Consider the following 15,683-nt stretch of genomic DNA (forward strand, 5'->3'; position numbering starts at 1 on the left):
GACCTTGTCATTCCCGCTTCGGTTCGCCGATTTCAGCGGGGACACAACCCCCTCGCTGCCATATCGCAGATAAAAGCCACACCGGTGTTGCTGTAGGCTCGGTTTTGTAGGCCGGATAAGGCGTAGCCGCCATCCGGCAATGGTGCGGCGGAGAAAATGCCTGATGGCGCTTCGCTTATCAGGCCTACGCGGTTTCAGAGGCTCTTCGTGCTGCATTATTCTGTTTATGCTCTTTTCTCGCCAATAAGCGCTGTTTAAATAAACTAATTTACCTTTGGTATTCGTATAAATATCGCCCGTCTATTTATTGTCAGCGATTAACCCTGTCGCCCCTCTTCGCGCTTAAAAAAAAAGATGCAAACAGCAGCATTGTTTATATATTTAGTGCCAGTTAAAGCGAGAATTAGCATCACTAAAATTACTAGCGCAACCGCAGGCCGCAGGTCATCGCCGTTTCATTCACCTGTACCCTCATAAAAAGCACCGCCAATAAAAACACATTCATCACCCTACGCGTGGCAGAAGAGCCTCTCCTGCTGGTGGGGAGTACTCGTTTATTGCGTAAATCACGGATTCAACCATGAAGCATTATGATGATTTGCAGAGATTCAGGGAGAAGAGCGGCAAACAGCATCACGCCTTCAAAGACCTCTCTACCCAATCCCTTGCCGCCGACCAGGGTAACTGGGCGATCCTCAACCAGCTCGCGCCCGCTGATGAAAATGCCGGGCTGGCGCTGGGTGGGCATGTTGCCTCTTCTGTTCCACAACCTGTTGATATCGAGCGCTTCGCTTCTGAAGCACAAATGACCCCCTCGCCAATCCGCGACACCGCGATCGCCAGCCAACCCGAAAGCGCGCCAGCACAGCGCCCGGCCGCGCCGCCGCAGCGTGAGGCCAGCATTCATTACGAGCAGCTGTTTGCCGCGAAACCCTCGCAGACCAAACCGCGCAGTCAGAAAAACCAGCCTCTACAACCGTTGCTAGAAAGGATTGCCGCATGCCGCTGATTTGTGTCTGCTCGCCGAAAGGTGGGACAGGGAAAACGACCCTCGCGGCGAACCTCGCCTATGCGCTGGCCCGCAACGGTAGCAAAGTGCTGGCGCTCGATTTCGATGTGCAAAACAGCCTGCGCCTGCACTTCGGCGTGCCGCTCTCCGACACGCGCGGCTATGTCGCCCGCGCTGCGGATGCCTCCGACTGGAGCCAGTTTGTCCTCACCGCCGGCGGCAATATTTTTGTTCTGCCCTATGGCGACGCCACCGACGCACAGCGCCGCGACTTTGAGGAGCGCCTCACCCATGACGAGCACTTCCTCACCCGTGGGCTGAACACGCTGCTTAACTACCCGGGGCTGATTATTGTCGCCGACTTCCCGACAGGCCCTTCGGCGGCGTTAACCGCCCTGTCGCGGCAGGCCGATTTACATCTGATTCCGTTGCTGGCGGACAGCGCCTCGCTCTCACTACTGCCGCAGATTGAAAACCACCGCCTCGCCGGAGACGTGCTGAACCAGAAAGCGGGCCACTTTGTGGTGCTCAACCAGAGCGATAACCGCCGCCAGATCAGCCGTGATGTCACCGCGTTTATGGAGCAGCGCCTCGGCAACCAGTTGCTCGGCGTGTTGCACCGCGACGAAAGCGTGGTGGAAGCCAACGCTTCACAGCAGTCGGTGTTCGACTTCAGCCCGGCCTCCGCTGCGGCATTTGATATTGAGCTTATCGCCAAACGCGCCGCTGGCATGCTGGGCGTCAACATTGGCGACGGCACGCTGCACAGCTCGCCGCGCATGTCGGGGCTTTAAGCGTCAGGACAACTATGAAAAAAATCCTCTCTCTCCTGCTGGCGCTGGTTATGCTGCCGCTCGCCCTGTTGGTGATCATCACGCCGATGGACAGCCAGAAGCAGTATATTTTTGGTCTCATCAGCATCGGCGCGCTGTTTATCGCCGGGACTCTCAGTAAAAAGCGCAGCGTCTCGCTGGTGATGGTGGCGATGTCGGTACTGCTCTCCACCCGCTACATGTACTTTCGTCTGACCCAGACGCTGCACTTCAACTCGGAAATCGAAACGCTGCTCGGCATGGGGCTGTTTCTGGCCGAAGTCTATGTCTGGGTAATGCTGCTGCTCAGCTACCTGCAGACCGCCTGGCCGCTGAAGCGCGACATTGTGCCGCTGCCGGATGACACCAGCCTGTGGCCGACGGTCGATGTCTATATCCCCTCCTACAACGAGCCGCTGGAGGTGGTGCGCGACACGGTGCTGGCGGCGCAGTGCCTCGACTACCCGCGCGACAAACTGAAGATCTACCTGCTCGATGATGGCAAACGCAGCGAGTTCGCGGTGTTTGCCGCCGATGTCGGCGTCGGCTACATCACGCGCAATGACAATGCCCATGCGAAAGCGGGCAACCTCAACCATGCGATGAAGCTGACCCACGGCGAGTTAATTTGTGTGTTTGACTGCGACCACGTGGCGACGCGCATCTTTTTACAGGCCACCGTCGGTGGTTTCCTGCAAGATCCGAAACTGGCGCTGGTGCAGACGCCGCACTACTTCTACTCGCCGGATCCGTTTGAGCGTAATCTTTCGGTCGGGCGCAATATTCCCAACGAAGGGGCACTCTTCTATGGCCCAATCCAGCAGGGGAATGACAACTGGAACGCCACCTTCTTCTGCGGCTCCTGCGCCGTGATTCGCCGCAGCGCGCTCGATCAGATTGGCGGCTTTGCGGTCGAAACCGTGACCGAAGATGCCCACACTGCGCTCAAGTTGCAGCGTCTTGGCTGGGGCTCGGCGTTTATTGATATCCCGCTGGCAGCGGGGCTGGCGACGGAGCGGCTGGTGCTGCATGTGATCCAGCGTACCCGCTGGGCGCGCGGCATGACGCAGATCTTCCGTCTCGACAACCCGCTGCTCGGGCGCGGGCTGACCCTGCAACAGCGGCTCTGCTACCTGAGTGCGATGCTCTATTACCAGTTTGCCCTGCCGCGCATCGCCTTCTTAACCGCGCCGCTCGCCTACTTACTCTTTAACCTCAACATTATTCACTCCTCGGCGAGCCTGATTTTCGCCTATGCGCTGCCGCACCTCTTTCTGGCGGTGTATGTGAACTCGCGGCTGAATGGGCGCTTTCGCTACAGCTTCTGGGGCGAGATTTACGACCTGGTGCTCGCCTTCCACATTGTGCTGCCGACGGCGGTCACCATGCTGTTTCCGAAACGCGGCAAATTCAACGTCACCGACAAAGGCGGGCTGCTTAACGTCGGCTACTTCGACTTCAGCGTGGTGCGCCCGCATCTGATTATCGCCCTGCTGCTCGGCGCAGGGGTGATCGCCGGGATTGTCCGTGCCTGCGCCCACGACTACTTCGGCGTCGATCCGCGCGTCATTGCCCTCAACGTCGGCTGGGGGTTATACAGCCTTATCTTCCTGTTGGCGGCGATTGCGGTAGCGCGCGAAACGCGGCAAACCCGTAAAACCATCCGTATTGAGGTCGAAATCCCGGTGCTGATCCACTACGCCAGCGGCATTGTCTCCCGCAGCCAGACGGCGGATCTATCGATGGGCGGCTGCCGCATCGTCGCGCCGGACGATCGTCACTTAAAGGATGAGATCGAGGAGATCGAACTGCTACTGCACTCCGGGGCTATTGCCCTGCCAGTGCAGACCGTCGCCAGCGATGAGAGCGCCATCCGCTTGATGTTTAATGATATTCCGCTGGCGCGCCGCCGCGAACTGGTGCGCGTAGTGCTGGCGCGCGCCGATGCGTGGATCAATCCGCCGAAGCCGCAGGACAACCCGTTCCGCTCGATGTTGACCATTGTGCGCTGCGTTTTTGACCTCTTCTGGCTCACCTGGCGTTCGCGGCGCGAAAACCGCCGCCTGCGCCGTGAAAAAGCGGCGAACGTGGCGCAGGAGGAGAGCCGGGTATGAAACGTCTCACCTTACTCACCCTGCTGGCGAGCGCGCTGGTCACCGCGCCGCTACACAGCGAGCCGACGCCCGTTGACGCGCTGCTGCCCGCGGTTTCCGCCTTTGCCCCCTCGCGCGTCGAAAGCGAGTCGCTGGCGCAGATGGGCCAGCCGCAGGGCCTGACGCTCAGCGGCGGCCAGTTCCAGGGCGGCGTCGATTTCACCCTGCCGGTCGATCAGGTAGTCACTAACGCGCGGCTGGCGCTGAACCTGAAAATCTCCCCGGCGCTGGCGGCGGCGAACGCCACGCTGCAACTGATGCTTAACGGGCAACCGCTCGGCACCGTGCCGCTGAGCGCCGTCGAAGGCGATACCGCCCGCTACCAGCTCGATGTGCCAGCGGCGCTGATGGTCTCCAGCAATAACCTCAGTTTTAAAATCAACGGCGGTGATGCCGCGCAGTGCCAGCGCGATGCCGACACCAAAAGGTATGTGACCATTCTGCCGGACTCGCGCTTTGAACTGGAGGGGCAGCAGCTCGATATTGGGGCCGATCTCAGCCACTTCCCGCGCCCCTTTTTCGACAGCATGCAGATGACGCCTGCCGCCATCGCCATCGCTTTTTCCGCGAAACTGAGCCCTGATGCCCTTAGCGCCGGTGCGCTGATTGCCTCATGGTTAGGCATTCAGGCCGATTATCGCGGCGTCGCCTTTGCCGCGTACCACGACAGGCTGCCAGAGAAGAATGGCATTCTGATTGGTCACCCGGGCGAGCAGATCGGCGGCCTGACGCTGCCGCAGAGCCAACAGCCGCTGCTGAAGATCATCGATAACCCGGCTAATCCGGTCTATAAGCTGTTGCTGGTGGTGGGCAAAGATGATGAGGCGCTGCGGGCGGCGGCCTGGCGCCTGACGCGCGGCGAGTTCAATGCGCAAACGGCTGTCACAGAAGTCGCGGCGCAGACGCTGCCGCTGAGCCAGCCCTATGATGCGCCGCGCTGGATCGCCACCGATCGTCCGGTAATGCTCTCGGAGCTGATCCGTAAGGATCAAAGCCTGACCGCCACCGGCATCTGGCACCCGTCGTTACAGGTTGCGTTTCGCGCCGCGCCGGATCTCTTTTTGTGGGACGGCGAGACCATTCCGCTGCATATCGGTTACCGCTTCCCGACCGAGAACTGGATCGATGAAGAGCGCTCGTGGCTGAGCATGACGCTCAACAACACCTTCCTGCACAACCTGCCGGTGAATAAGCAGGGCGCGCTGGAGAAGCTGTGGCACAAGCTTGGCGGTGATGCCCGCCAGGAGCAGTTTGATATGCCGCTTGAGCCCTACATGATCTATGGCGACAACCAGCTCTCCCTCTACTTCAATATCGTGCCGAAGGCGGATGCGCCGTGCAGCACCTTGCTGAATAACAACATCAAGAGCCGCATTGACGAGCATTCGTGGATCGATCTCAGCCATACGCGCCACTTCGCGCTGCTGCCCAATCTCTCCTATTTCGTCGGCGCCTCATTCCCCTTCACCCGGCTGGCGGACTACGCCGAAACGGTGCTGATGTTGCCGCCCGCGCCGAGCGAAACGCAACTCGCGACGCTGCTGGATATGGCGGCACGCGCCGGTAACGCCACCGGCACGGCATTAACCCACAACCGCGTGCTGCTCGGCATGCCGTCCGGCGACGAGACGCGTGAGCTGCTGGAGAAGCGCGATGTGCTGGCGATCAGCGGCATGGATCAGCATGAGTTTAACCGCGCGCTGCTCGCGGACTCACCCTTCACCGCCCATGACAGCACGCTCGGCGTGCGTAAACCCAGCGCATGGCAGAAGGCGCAGCGCTGGATGACCGGCGACTGGGCCGCCGAAGGGCTGGAGGCGGATCGCTATTTTTCTTCCAACGAAGCGTGGCGCGGTTTTGTCAGCTTCCGTTCGCCGTGGAGCAGCAAACGGCTGGTGGTGCTGGCGCTCGGCAGCAGTGACACCCAACTGGCGCAGCTGCATGACGATCTCTCTTCGGCGACCATCAACGCCGGGATTCGCGGCGATGCGGCAATCATCACCGATGAGAACGGCGTGCGCAGTTTCCGCGTCGGCGAGCAGTTCCCGAGCGGCGAAATGCCGCCGCAGATGATGATTATCTGGTATGCCAACCAGCACTCGGCGCTGCTGGCGCTGCTCGGCTTGCTGCTGGGCGCGCTGGTGGGCGGGCTGCTCTACCGCACCCTGAAACAGCGCGAGCGTAAACGACTCAACCCGGAGAAGCAGAAATGAAAAAGGTCACCGCGTTATTTTGCCTCTCCGGCGCGCTCAGCTTCGCAGCGCTCGGCCAGGCGCAGGCCGCGTCTAACCAGGCGGCGTTAAAAGCGCTGTTTGATCAGGCCAACTACTGGCATGAAAAATCCCATGACGATCTGGCGACGGCGTCGCTGCAAAAGGTGTTGATGGTCGATGCCAACAATACGCAGGCGCTCTACTTACTGGCGCTGTGGGCGCAGCAAAATGGCGATCTGAAAAGCGCTGCGCAGTGGCGCGCGCGGCTGGTGCAAACCGCCCCGCCCGATGGCAGCCTGCAAGCACTCGATAACGCCAACGCGCTGGCGCAGGTGCCGCAGGGGCAGCTAACCCTCGCGCGCCAGCAGGCGCGCAGCGGCAATATTCCGGCGGCGCTGGAGACCTGGCACGGCCTGTTTAACGGCGATACGCCGCCGCAGAGCCTGGCGCCGGAGTATTACCTCACCATGGCGAGCGACAAAAGCCTCTACCCGCAGGCGCTGGCACAGCTGCGTGCGCTGGTTGAGCAACATCCGCAGGATAACGCCGCGCGCATCGCGCTCGGCAAACTGCTCACCTGGCAGGAGACGACGCGCCGCGAAGGGATGCTGGCGCTGGAGCCAATGGCGGGCGGCAGCAAAGAGGCCGACGAGGGGCTGCGCCAGGCGCTGTTGTGGCTCGCGCCGCAGGCGGGCGATGAACGTTTTTATGACACCTGGTTGCAGCGCCACCCGGACGACAGCGAAATGCAGGCCTGGTATCGCAAAAGCATCGGCGGGCGGGCGAAGGGCGCAGGCTTTGAGGCGCTGAATAGCGGCGACAGCAGCGCGGCGAAGCGCCAGTTTGCCCAGGTGCTGCAAACCAACCCGCAGGATGCCGACGCGCTGGCGGGCATGGGCTATATCGCCCAGCGCAACGGTGATTACCAGGCGGCGGCGCAGTACCTGAGCCGGGCGGCAAGCCAGGGCGGCGACGCGTCTGACGAGCGCCGGGCGCAGGCGGAAGATGCCGCCTTTTATGGCCAGCTGGCGCAGGCGCAGCAGGCGCTGAAAGAGGGGAACCTCAGCCAGGCGCTGGCGATCTCCGCGCCGCTGGCGGAGCAGAACGGCGATCGCGGCACCGCGGCGAAGCTGTTTCGTGCCGATGTCCTGCGCCAGAACAAAGATTACCCGCAGGCGGAGCAGGCGCTGCGCTCTGTACTGAGTAGCGAGCCGCAAAACGCCCCGGCGCGGGAAAACCTCTACTACGTGCTGCGTGAGCAGAACAAAACCGCCGAGGCGCAAACTATTCTGCGCACCTTGCCCGCCGCGCTACAGGCGAAGCTGCAACCGCGCACGGTAAGCGGCACGCCTGGCGATCCGCTGCGCCGCGAAGCGCAACAGCTGGCGGCCAGCGGTAACCGTGAGCAGGCGATTGCCGTGCTGCGCCAGGGCGTGGCGCGTTTACCGGATGATGGCTGGCTGCGTCTCGATCTGGCGCGTCTGCTGGTGCAGGCCGGGCAGGAGAACGAGGCGGCGAATGTGATGCTGCCCGCGCAGCGTCAGGGGGCAGGGGCCAGCGCGCTCTATGCCGCTGCGCTGTTTGCCAGTGAGCAGGGCGGCTGGCAGCAGGCCAGCGCGTTGCTGGGGCGCATTTCGCCAGCCAGCCAGACGACACAGATGCGCGAGCTGGCGCAGCGGGCCAACTACAACTTACAGATGGTCACCGCCGAGCGCTATCTGGCGCAGGGCAATATGACCGCTGCCGCCAACACCCTGAAAGCGCTGGCGCAAACGTCGCCCGCCAGCCCCGTCGATGCCGGGAAACTGGCGCGTATGCTGGCGCGCAGCGGCGATCTCACCTCGGCGGTGGCGCTGGTGCGCGGCAATATGCGCCAGGGCGTGCAGGGCAACGCCGGGGATTATGCCGATCAGATTGCCGTGCTCAACCAGGCGGGACTCAACGCCGAAGCGCAGACATTTGTTGAAAGCCCCGAGATGCAGGCGCGCAGCACGCCAGCGCAGCTTGCCGGGGTACGCAACGGCTATGTCATCAACGAGGCCGACAGGCTGCGCGAGCAGGGGAACTACGCTGCGGCGTACGACACGTTGATCCGCGCGTTGCAAAACGACCCGCAGAACACCGATTTGATGTTCGCGATGGGGCGCTTATATCAGTCCGGCAAGATGAATAAAGAAGCGGGCGTGCTCTATGACTACCTGATGACCCGCGACAGCGACGATCAGGCGGCGCGCGTCGGCGCGATTGATGTCGCGCTGGCAGAGAACAACGTCGGGAAAGCGCAAACTCTCGCCAGCGGCTTGCGCAGCGACAACTCGCCGGACCGCCTGCTGTTACTGGCGCGGCTGGAGGAGGCGAAAGGCAACCACCAGCAGGCGATGACCTATTTACGCAGCGCGCGCGGCAAGCTGGTCGGGCTGGAGGAGAGCAACGGCACCGGCACGCCAACCCTTGGCGGCGTGCTGCTGGCGGATAACCCCTTCACCACCACCAGTAAAACTCCGTCGCCTTACGGGCAAGCGATGCCGTGGCAGGTGGCGCAGACGGCGCGCGAGCCGGGTAGCCAACTGCCGGGTACCGCACGCACCGATCTGCCGATCGAGACCACGCAAAGCCGCACCCTGCGTCAGGTGGACGAGATGATGCAGCAGATGAACGAGAAAACCGGTATGTGGTTGCAGGGCGGGGTGGCGATCCGCGGGCGCGATGGCGAGACGGGCACCAGCAAGCTGACGGAGGCGAAAGCGCCGCTTACCTGGTCCAGCTCGCCGTTTGGCGAGTCGCGCTTTGAGTTGACCGCCACGCCGGTTTCCCTCAGTTCCGGCAGTGCGTCGGGCGATGCCTGGCGGCGCTACGGCAGTAACCCGCTGGCGGATGCGGCGGCCAATCTGGCGACTTCCATCAAAACGGCGAACAGTTCAACCGCTACCGACGGCAGCGATAAGTTCACCGATCTGGCCCGCTACGCCGACGCCGGGAAACTATCGCCCTTTACCGCAGAGGGCTTCGACAACCTCAGCACGCTGCTCGGCTCAAGCCGTTTACAGAGCCTGAGCGAGTCGACCTACAAGAAAAATTATAACGATCCGATCCGCGCCTCGACCGATGCGCAGAACGGCAACGGCGTCGAGCTGAACATGGCGCTGAGCGGCGAGGGCTATAAGCTCGATATCGGCACCACGCCGCTGGGGGAAGATCTCAGCACGCTGGTGGGCGGCGTGAAGTGGTCGCCGAAGCTGACCAACTACCTGACGCTGATCCTCACCGGCGAGCGCCGCGCGGTGACCGACAGCCTGCTCTCCTACGTCGGCTTGCAGGATAAGTTCTCCGGCGAGCGCTGGGGACGGGTAACCAAAAACGGCGGTAGCGCGCAGCTGAGCTACGATGATGGCGATGCCGGGTTCTATGTTGGCGGCGGTGGCTACAGCTATCTCGGCGAAAACGTCGCCAGCAACAACAGCCTTAACGCTAACGCCGGGGTCTATTTACGCCCATTGCATGATGATTTCCGCCAGTTGCAGACCGGGTTGAGCATTAGCTGGATGGATTACGCAAAAAACCTCAGCTACTTCACCTTCGGCCAGGGCGGTTACTTCAGCCCGCAGAACTACGTCAGCGTCTCGCTGCCGGTGGACTTCACGCAGAAGATCGATAACTGGAGAGTGCGCCTTGGCGGGGCGGTGGGGTATCAATCCTACACCCAGGATAAGAGCGACTACTTCCCGACCTCCCCGCAGGCGCAGGGGATGCTGGAACAGCTGGCGGCGCTCGGCTTTATCAAAGAGGCGCAGTATCGTGGCTCGTCGCAAAACGGCATCGGCTATAACTTCCGCGCCGGGCTCGATTACAACGTGAACAAAAATATGTCGGTGGGCGGCAACGTCGGGTACGACACCTTCGGCAGTTATAACGAAAGCACCGCAGGCCTCTGGCTACGGTATATGTTGGGAGAGAAATAATGACCACCAACTTGACCCCTGAACTGGCCTGGCATCAGCAACAGCAGACGCCGCCGGGCTGGTTTGATCTGCTTAGCGTGATGGTCGATGGCATGGTGAGAAACGTCGGCGAAGCGCAGAGCCTGCCGTTTTTGCGTCAGATGGGCGAGACGCTGGCCGTGCAGATGCCGCTTATGGCATCAACTACCGTCGGCGAGCTGGAAGCGGCGATCAACACCAGACTTGCCGCCTTCAACTGGGGCGTAATTGATATTGAGGCCAGCGACAGCGGCATGACCTTTCGCCACCGCGCGCTGCCCGTCGCCCGCGATGAAGCACAGCAGACGCGCTGGTGCCACGCCTTTTGCGCCGTGCTTGAAGGGCTTTATGGCCGCTGGATGCAGGATCAGGGCGGCGATGCGCGCCTCGTGTTTAGCCGGGAAGCGCTCTATTCTGTCTCGGATGTTCTCTTTCGCTACGCCAACCCAGAGTGAGACTCGCTATGTTTAAACCCCTGTTTGCCGCGATAGTGATGTTAACCAGCCTGCTCTTTTCCACCGTGTCGCAGGCCGCGACCGCCTGGGAGAGCTACAAAGCGCGCTTTTTAATGCCCGACGGGCGGATTGTCGATACCGGCAATAACAACGTCTCCCACACCGAAGGGCAGGGTTTCGCCATGCTGATGGCGGTCGGCAATAACGATAAAGCGGCGTTCGACAGCATGTGGCGCTGGACGCATACCACGCTGCAAAACAAGCAAAACGGCCTCTTTTATTGGCGCTATAACCCGGTGGAGGCCGATCCGATTGCCGATAAAAACGATGCCACCGATGGCGATATCCTTATCGCCTGGGCACTGCTGAAGGCGGGCGAGCGCTGGAATCTGCCCGCCTATACCGCCGCGTCGGACGCCATTACCCAGGCGGTGCTGAAACATACTGTGATTAATTTTGCTGGCTATCATGTGATGCTGCCGGGGGCGAAAGGCTTTAATCTCAATAGCCGCGTGACGCTGAACCCCTCCTACTTCATCTTTCCGGCGTGGCAGGATTTCGCCAACCGCAGCCACCGGGTGATCTGGCAGCAGCTGATTGATGACGGGCAAAAAATGGTGGGCAAGATGGCCTTCGGTAAACCGCGCCTGCCGACCGACTGGGTGTCGCTCTCGGCAGACGGTACCTTTAGCCCGGCAACAGAGTGGCCGCCGCGCATGAGTTACGACGCCATTCGCGTGCCGCTCTACATCGCCTGGCACAATCCGCAGAGCGCGTTGTTGACGCCTTGGCGCAGCTGGTGGCAGGGGTTTGAGCGCAACAAAACACCGGCGTGGGTCAATGTAACGACCAACGAGAATGCGCCTTATAACATGAACGAGGGGTTGCTGGCGGTGCGGGATTTAACCCTTGGCGAGCCGACGGGTGAGCCGCAGATCACCGCCCAGGATGATTATTATTCCGCCAGCCTGAAGATGCTGGTCTGTCTGGCGCAGCAGCATTAACGCCTGATGCCGGGTGGCGGCTTTGCCTTACCCGGCCTACGGAGTGTGCGGTGTGAATGTGCGGTGCCCGATGCCGGGTGGCGGCTACGCCTTACCCGGCCTACGGAGTGTGCGGTCTGGGTGGGTGGTGCCTGATGCCGGGTGGCGGCTTTGCCTTACCCGGCCTACGGAAAGTGCGGTATGGATGGGCGGTGCCTTACCGGGCCTGCGAATACCACCGGAGCGGTTTTCGTAGGCCTGATAAGCGCAGCGCCATCAGGCAAGGGTTGTTACTGCGGATAGGGCACCCAGTCGCCGCCGTTAAGCCGCACGTACGGCTTGTTCTGGTACTGGATCACCACCGCGTTGGCGTTCTCCGATACCGGCGCAGTTTGCGGCAGATTGCCAATCAACTTATCCCAGTCGACGCTATCCTCGGTGAAGATTTTGCCATCCAGCACGCGGGTGACAATCTCCGACACCGCCAGGAAGCTGCTCGGCTGGTTAATCACCAGCGGCGCGCCCTGATGCGGCGCTTTCATGCCGAAGAACTTAATCGCCGTCGGCACGTTGGTAATCGACGGGCTTGGAATATCGCGCAGGCCGGAAACCTGCATCTTATCCCCCTGCAACGCCGCGCCGTGCTCCGGCACCAGCACCACCATCACTTTGCGCCCGGACTTATCAAGCTGTGTAAAGAAGGCATCCAGCTCATCAAACAGCTTCTGCGCCCGCAGTTTGTAATCCGCCGTTTTGCGATCGCCCGGATAGTGGTTGCCATCGTGCAGCGGCAGCAGGTTATAGAAGGTGGCGGTCGGTTTGCCCTGCTTGAAGCTGTCTGACTCCATCCAGCGGTTAAGCACTGCGGTATCGTCAAAAATCGGCGAGCCGTCAAAGGAGAGCAGCGTCGGTGGCAGACCCGCCTGGTTCATCAGCGGTGCCTGCATGCCGCCATTGTCGCGCACCTCTTTCAGGAAGCCGCCAAACTCGCCGTTATGATCCATCATCAGCTGTTGGGTAAAGCCGAGTTTCGACAAGTTATCAAAGAGATAACACTGATTATTCGCCTGCTGATAGAGATTCTTGTGCGACGGCTGACCGCAGCTGGCGCGCAGCAGGCGGATCGCCGCCGGGCCGCTGTAGGCGGTTGCCGAGTTAAAGTTTTTAAACTCAATATCGAAGTGCGACCAGAGCGGGTGCGACGCCAGACCGGCGGCTTCAATATCGGCCCACGACAGGGAGCAGATATTAATAAACAGCAGATCGAACGGCTGCGCATCGGCAGGCAGCTGCGTCGGGAAGGTAGTTTGACGCTTCTCTTCCGCCGCATAGAAGCTGGCAAGCCATGCGTTGAGGTTTTCTGAGGTTGGCGGGGCCGTTTGCGCCGGAATATCGCCGACTACCGGCGTATTGCCCGCAGCGGCAACCGTTGCTGCCTGCGAACCGCCGGTGGTGGTAACCGTGGTAGTCGGCTGGCCACCAGGCCACAGATTAAAGGCCGGGCCGGTTAAGGTCAGTACGTTCAGCCAGATCATGATCGCCACCACAAACACCGTGACGCGTATCCACTGCGACAAAAAGAGCCACGCCACCAGCAGCACAAACACTGCGCCAATCATCTGCCAGTTGATAAAGCGCGTTACCAGGTCGAGCAGGTAATCGGCGCTAAAGCCCGCCACCTGCGTGCCCTGGCTCATCATGCTTTCAAGCCCCGGCAGCCAGGTGTCGTGCCAGAAGAGCGCAAAGCCGAGCGGGACAGCCACCCAGTGGCGCAGGCGATGCAGGCTCAGGCGCGGCAGCGGCACCAGCAGAAAGGCCATAAACACCAGGTTCAGCATCGGGTGGAAGTTAAGATAGCCGGCCCACAGCAGGCCAAACTTCACCAGAAAGTAGAAGTTCCAGCCGGAAAGGCCGCGCCAGTATTGCCACAGCGGCGACGGCGCAGAGGAGGGGATCGGATTATTTGTCATGTTTACGGTCTGCCTTGGCGTGCGGATCCCTGCGTAAAACGCCAATCGGTTTTACATAGCGGGGTTTAGTAAAAGTTAAACGGAGCGCGGTACGTAACGGGCGCTGCCAGTGGCGCGCAAGGTAGCCCAGCGGAAAGAAGATCAGCGCGCAAAGCACGATAAGCTGAATAATATCGCTGATTGACATCATGAGGAGGGCTCCGTCACATCGCTTAATAACCGGTGCGGTTGGGGGATACGACGCCAGCTGGTGCCATCGTGTTCGGCATTAATCAACTTCTTCTCCTGACGCGTGGCAGGCAGCGGCTTTGAGGCGCGCTCCGGCGGCAGGGCGCGCATCTGCACCACTTCGGCGGCAATCTGGTTATCTTCGAACCACACCATGCGGTTAGAGAAGATATCGCCCGTCGGCAGCGGGAAGATGTGGTTCAGCGCGGTATCGAGATCGTTAACCCGGCAGAAAGACAGGAAGAGCACCAGCCGGTTATCGCTCATGCTGACGATATCGCCGACGCGGTTTGGCCGACAGAGCGTTAGCGCCTGCTCAACGCGAATGCCCGGCACCGGACGCAGCGCCACCAGCACCCCTTTGCCATCCGGCGGCAGCAGCGTGTTGTTGACCATATTGCTCACCGCATCGCAAAACACCTCCCACGGCTGGAAGCCGCGCAGCTTCAGCGGCTGCGTCATCGACAGCAGGGTGGAGATATCTTCCGGCACCAGCCGCGTAAACTGCTGACCCTGTACGCTCTCAATCAGCGTTAAGCAGCGCGACAGCGGCGCGTTCCACGGGATCACCATATTCGCGCCGCAGCCGAGCAGCAGGCGCTCATCGGTGGCGCGCAGGCTGGCGATGGTTTCACGCACGATAATTTTGAGATTGTTGCCGCGCTGGCGGCGCAGGGTGTGGATCTGGCGCGCGAGGCCGTCGATTTGGCTATTCTGCGCGAGGACGAAAATCAGCGTCGCTGCCTGGCTGGCGCGCGCCTCTTCAAACAGCGCCTCGTTGGTGGCAAACACCGACCAGTGTTCCGAGAGCGGCGGCGCGCCCTCCAGCACGGCGACATTACTTAAAATCCGTTTTTCATCGCTGCGTGGCTGAACGGAAGCCTCTTCCTGTTTGGCTAATTGCCACTGCCCCTCAACTTCGGTGAGCAGTAATTGCTGACGAGCGCTGATGCCTTTTTCATTACACCACCACGCTACATCATATAGCGGAATGCCATTTTGATAACGCAGGCTCGCCAGACCAAAAAGCGAGCGATATTCACTCATCAGAATCGAGGATTGCTTGTCGTTGTTGCTGCCAGGGTTAATTACCACCAGGGTGCAGTTATTATATTTCGCCCAGGCGTGAGTTTTTTCTAACCATTTACGTAATTTAGGGGCGGGAATATTCTGCCAGGCATTATTCGCACAGAGCAGGAACACTAAATATTTGTCCGGGTCAATAGAGCTGAGCAAATCGCGGGTGAAAAAGTATAGACTATTCTCCTCTTTTGGCATGGAGAAGAGCTCGATTTTTTCCGGGCCGTGATTTTTATCTAATTTAATGAGGTTTTGCAGGTCGTGACCCATGCCCGCTACCGCGACTTTCGCCGCTTTATCCTGCGCGGCAAGGGTTTGATTAAGCAGGCTCAGTGCGTCCTGTTCACGGTCGGTATTTAGCCACCAGACCCCGCCCACAGGCATGTGACGCAATTCGTCCCATAATGATTGGATGCCGATAGAAAATATGGGGTTCACGGTGTCCCTCTTGCAGCGAATTTATCTGTAACTCAGTTTACTAGCGAAAGCCGAGAAATAAACCTAACATTGAAATTAAAGAACATCAGATTTAGCATGTAAACGCATTTTCTTGGGCACGATGCCTTGTGACTTCTTACATCATTTTATATGCAACTGGGATCGGGCCAACATGAAAAAAAATGAACCCGTTACGCAATCTGACCCGACTCTGGGTTACACATTCCAGAACGATTTTTTGGTGCTTAGCCGGGTATTTTCCCTGCCTGAAATCGACTATGCCGATATTTCCCAGCGCGAACAACTGGCCGCTGCGATTAAACGCTGGCCGCTGCTGGCTGAATTAGCCCGTCAACAATAAAGGA

The 15,683-nt window shown here is 60.3% G+C and carries 11 protein-coding genes; 8 read left to right on the top strand and 3 right to left on the bottom strand.

Features of this window, described 5'->3' with window-relative positions:
• Positions 1-580: 580 nt before the first annotated feature.
• From bcsO to IAE50_RS18720, 7 genes are read left to right on the top strand one after another with little or no spacing between them, the layout of a single operon-like run.
• Complete coding sequence (gene bcsO / locus IAE50_RS18690) at positions 581-1,009, top strand: cellulose biosynthesis protein BcsO (RefSeq protein WP_200580924.1); 429 nt, start codon at positions 581-583, stop codon at positions 1,007-1,009.
• A complete protein-coding gene (bcsQ, locus tag IAE50_RS18695) occupies positions 1,000-1,803 on the top strand; it encodes a cellulose biosynthesis protein BcsQ (protein ID WP_200580925.1) in 804 nt (267 codons plus the stop codon). The genes bcsO and bcsQ overlap by 10 nt, the downstream gene beginning before the upstream one ends.
• A 14-nt stretch (positions 1,804-1,817) precedes the next feature.
• Complete coding sequence (gene bcsA, locus IAE50_RS18700) at positions 1,818-3,935, top strand: UDP-forming cellulose synthase catalytic subunit (RefSeq protein ID WP_200580926.1); 2,118 nt, start codon at positions 1,818-1,820, stop codon at positions 3,933-3,935.
• Positions 3,932-6,187, top strand: a complete 2,256-nt coding sequence (gene bcsB, locus IAE50_RS18705) for a cellulose biosynthesis cyclic di-GMP-binding regulatory protein BcsB (protein WP_200580927.1) — start codon at positions 3,932-3,934, stop codon at positions 6,185-6,187. Before bcsA ends, bcsB begins: the two co-directional genes overlap by 4 nt.
• On the top strand, positions 6,184-10,146 hold the full coding sequence (locus IAE50_RS18710; protein ID WP_200580928.1) for a cellulose biosynthesis protein BcsC: 3,963 nt from the start codon (positions 6,184-6,186) through the stop codon (positions 10,144-10,146). Before bcsB ends, IAE50_RS18710 begins: the two co-directional genes overlap by 4 nt.
• Positions 10,143-10,619, top strand: a complete 477-nt coding sequence (gene bcsD / locus IAE50_RS18715) for a cellulose biosynthesis protein BcsD (RefSeq protein WP_232045453.1) — start codon at positions 10,143-10,145, stop codon at positions 10,617-10,619. Before IAE50_RS18710 ends, bcsD begins: the two co-directional genes overlap by 4 nt.
• 8 nt (positions 10,620-10,627) lie before the next feature.
• Complete coding sequence (locus tag IAE50_RS18720; RefSeq protein WP_200580930.1) at positions 10,628-11,623, top strand: glycosyl hydrolase family 8; 996 nt, start codon at positions 10,628-10,630, stop codon at positions 11,621-11,623.
• A gap of 269 nt (positions 11,624-11,892) precedes the next feature.
• Here the strand turns inward: IAE50_RS18720 and bcsG are convergent, their stop codons facing one another.
• From bcsG to bcsE, 3 genes are read right to left on the bottom strand one after another with little or no spacing between them, the layout of a single operon-like run.
• Positions 11,893-13,572: a cellulose biosynthesis protein BcsG gene (bcsG, locus tag IAE50_RS18725; protein WP_200580931.1), complete on the bottom strand. Its 1,680-nt coding sequence runs from the start codon at positions 13,570-13,572 to the stop codon at positions 11,893-11,895.
• Complete coding sequence (bcsF, locus tag IAE50_RS18730) at positions 13,562-13,762, bottom strand: cellulose biosynthesis protein BcsF (RefSeq protein WP_023482035.1); 201 nt, start codon at positions 13,760-13,762, stop codon at positions 13,562-13,564. Before bcsF ends, bcsG begins: the two co-directional genes overlap by 11 nt.
• A complete protein-coding gene (gene bcsE, locus IAE50_RS18735) occupies positions 13,759-15,318 on the bottom strand; it encodes a cellulose biosynthesis c-di-GMP-binding protein BcsE (protein ID WP_200580932.1) in 1,560 nt (519 codons plus the stop codon). The genes bcsF and bcsE overlap by 4 nt, the downstream gene beginning before the upstream one ends.
• A 172-nt stretch (positions 15,319-15,490) precedes the next feature.
• Here bcsE and bcsR point away from each other — a divergent pair, with 172 nt between their 5' ends.
• On the top strand, positions 15,491-15,679 hold the full coding sequence (bcsR, locus tag IAE50_RS18740; RefSeq protein ID WP_023482010.1) for a cellulose biosynthesis protein BcsR: 189 nt from the start codon (positions 15,491-15,493) through the stop codon (positions 15,677-15,679).
• Positions 15,680-15,683 lie beyond the last annotated feature (4 nt).

This window comes from Kosakonia sp. S42, from assembly GCF_016624785.1.
Classification (GTDB): Bacteria; Pseudomonadota; Gammaproteobacteria; order Enterobacterales; family Enterobacteriaceae; genus Kosakonia; species Kosakonia cowanii.

Excerpts from the sequence above, each read along its gene's own strand:
- bcsA (WP_200580926.1), top strand. The coding sequence starts at position 1,818 with ATGAAAAAAATCCTCTCTCTCCTGCTGGCGCTGGTTATGCTGCCGCTC.
- bcsB (WP_200580927.1), top strand. The coding sequence starts at position 3,932 with ATGAAACGTCTCACCTTACTCACCCTGCTGGCGAGCGCGCTGGTCACC.
- bcsQ (WP_200580925.1), top strand. The coding sequence starts at position 1,000 with ATGCCGCTGATTTGTGTCTGCTCGCCGAAAGGTGGGACAGGGAAAACG.
- bcsR (WP_023482010.1), top strand. The coding sequence starts at position 15,491 with ATGAAAAAAAATGAACCCGTTACGCAATCTGACCCGACTCTGGGTTAC.
- IAE50_RS18710 (WP_200580928.1), top strand. The coding sequence starts at position 6,184 with ATGAAAAAGGTCACCGCGTTATTTTGCCTCTCCGGCGCGCTCAGCTTC.
- bcsF (WP_023482035.1), bottom strand. The coding sequence starts at position 13,762 with ATGATGTCAATCAGCGATATTATTCAGCTTATCGTGCTTTGCGCGCTG.
- bcsO (WP_200580924.1), top strand. The coding sequence starts at position 581 with ATGAAGCATTATGATGATTTGCAGAGATTCAGGGAGAAGAGCGGCAAA.
- IAE50_RS18720 (WP_200580930.1), top strand. The coding sequence starts at position 10,628 with ATGTTTAAACCCCTGTTTGCCGCGATAGTGATGTTAACCAGCCTGCTC.
- bcsG (WP_200580931.1), bottom strand. The coding sequence starts at position 13,572 with ATGACAAATAATCCGATCCCCTCCTCTGCGCCGTCGCCGCTGTGGCAA.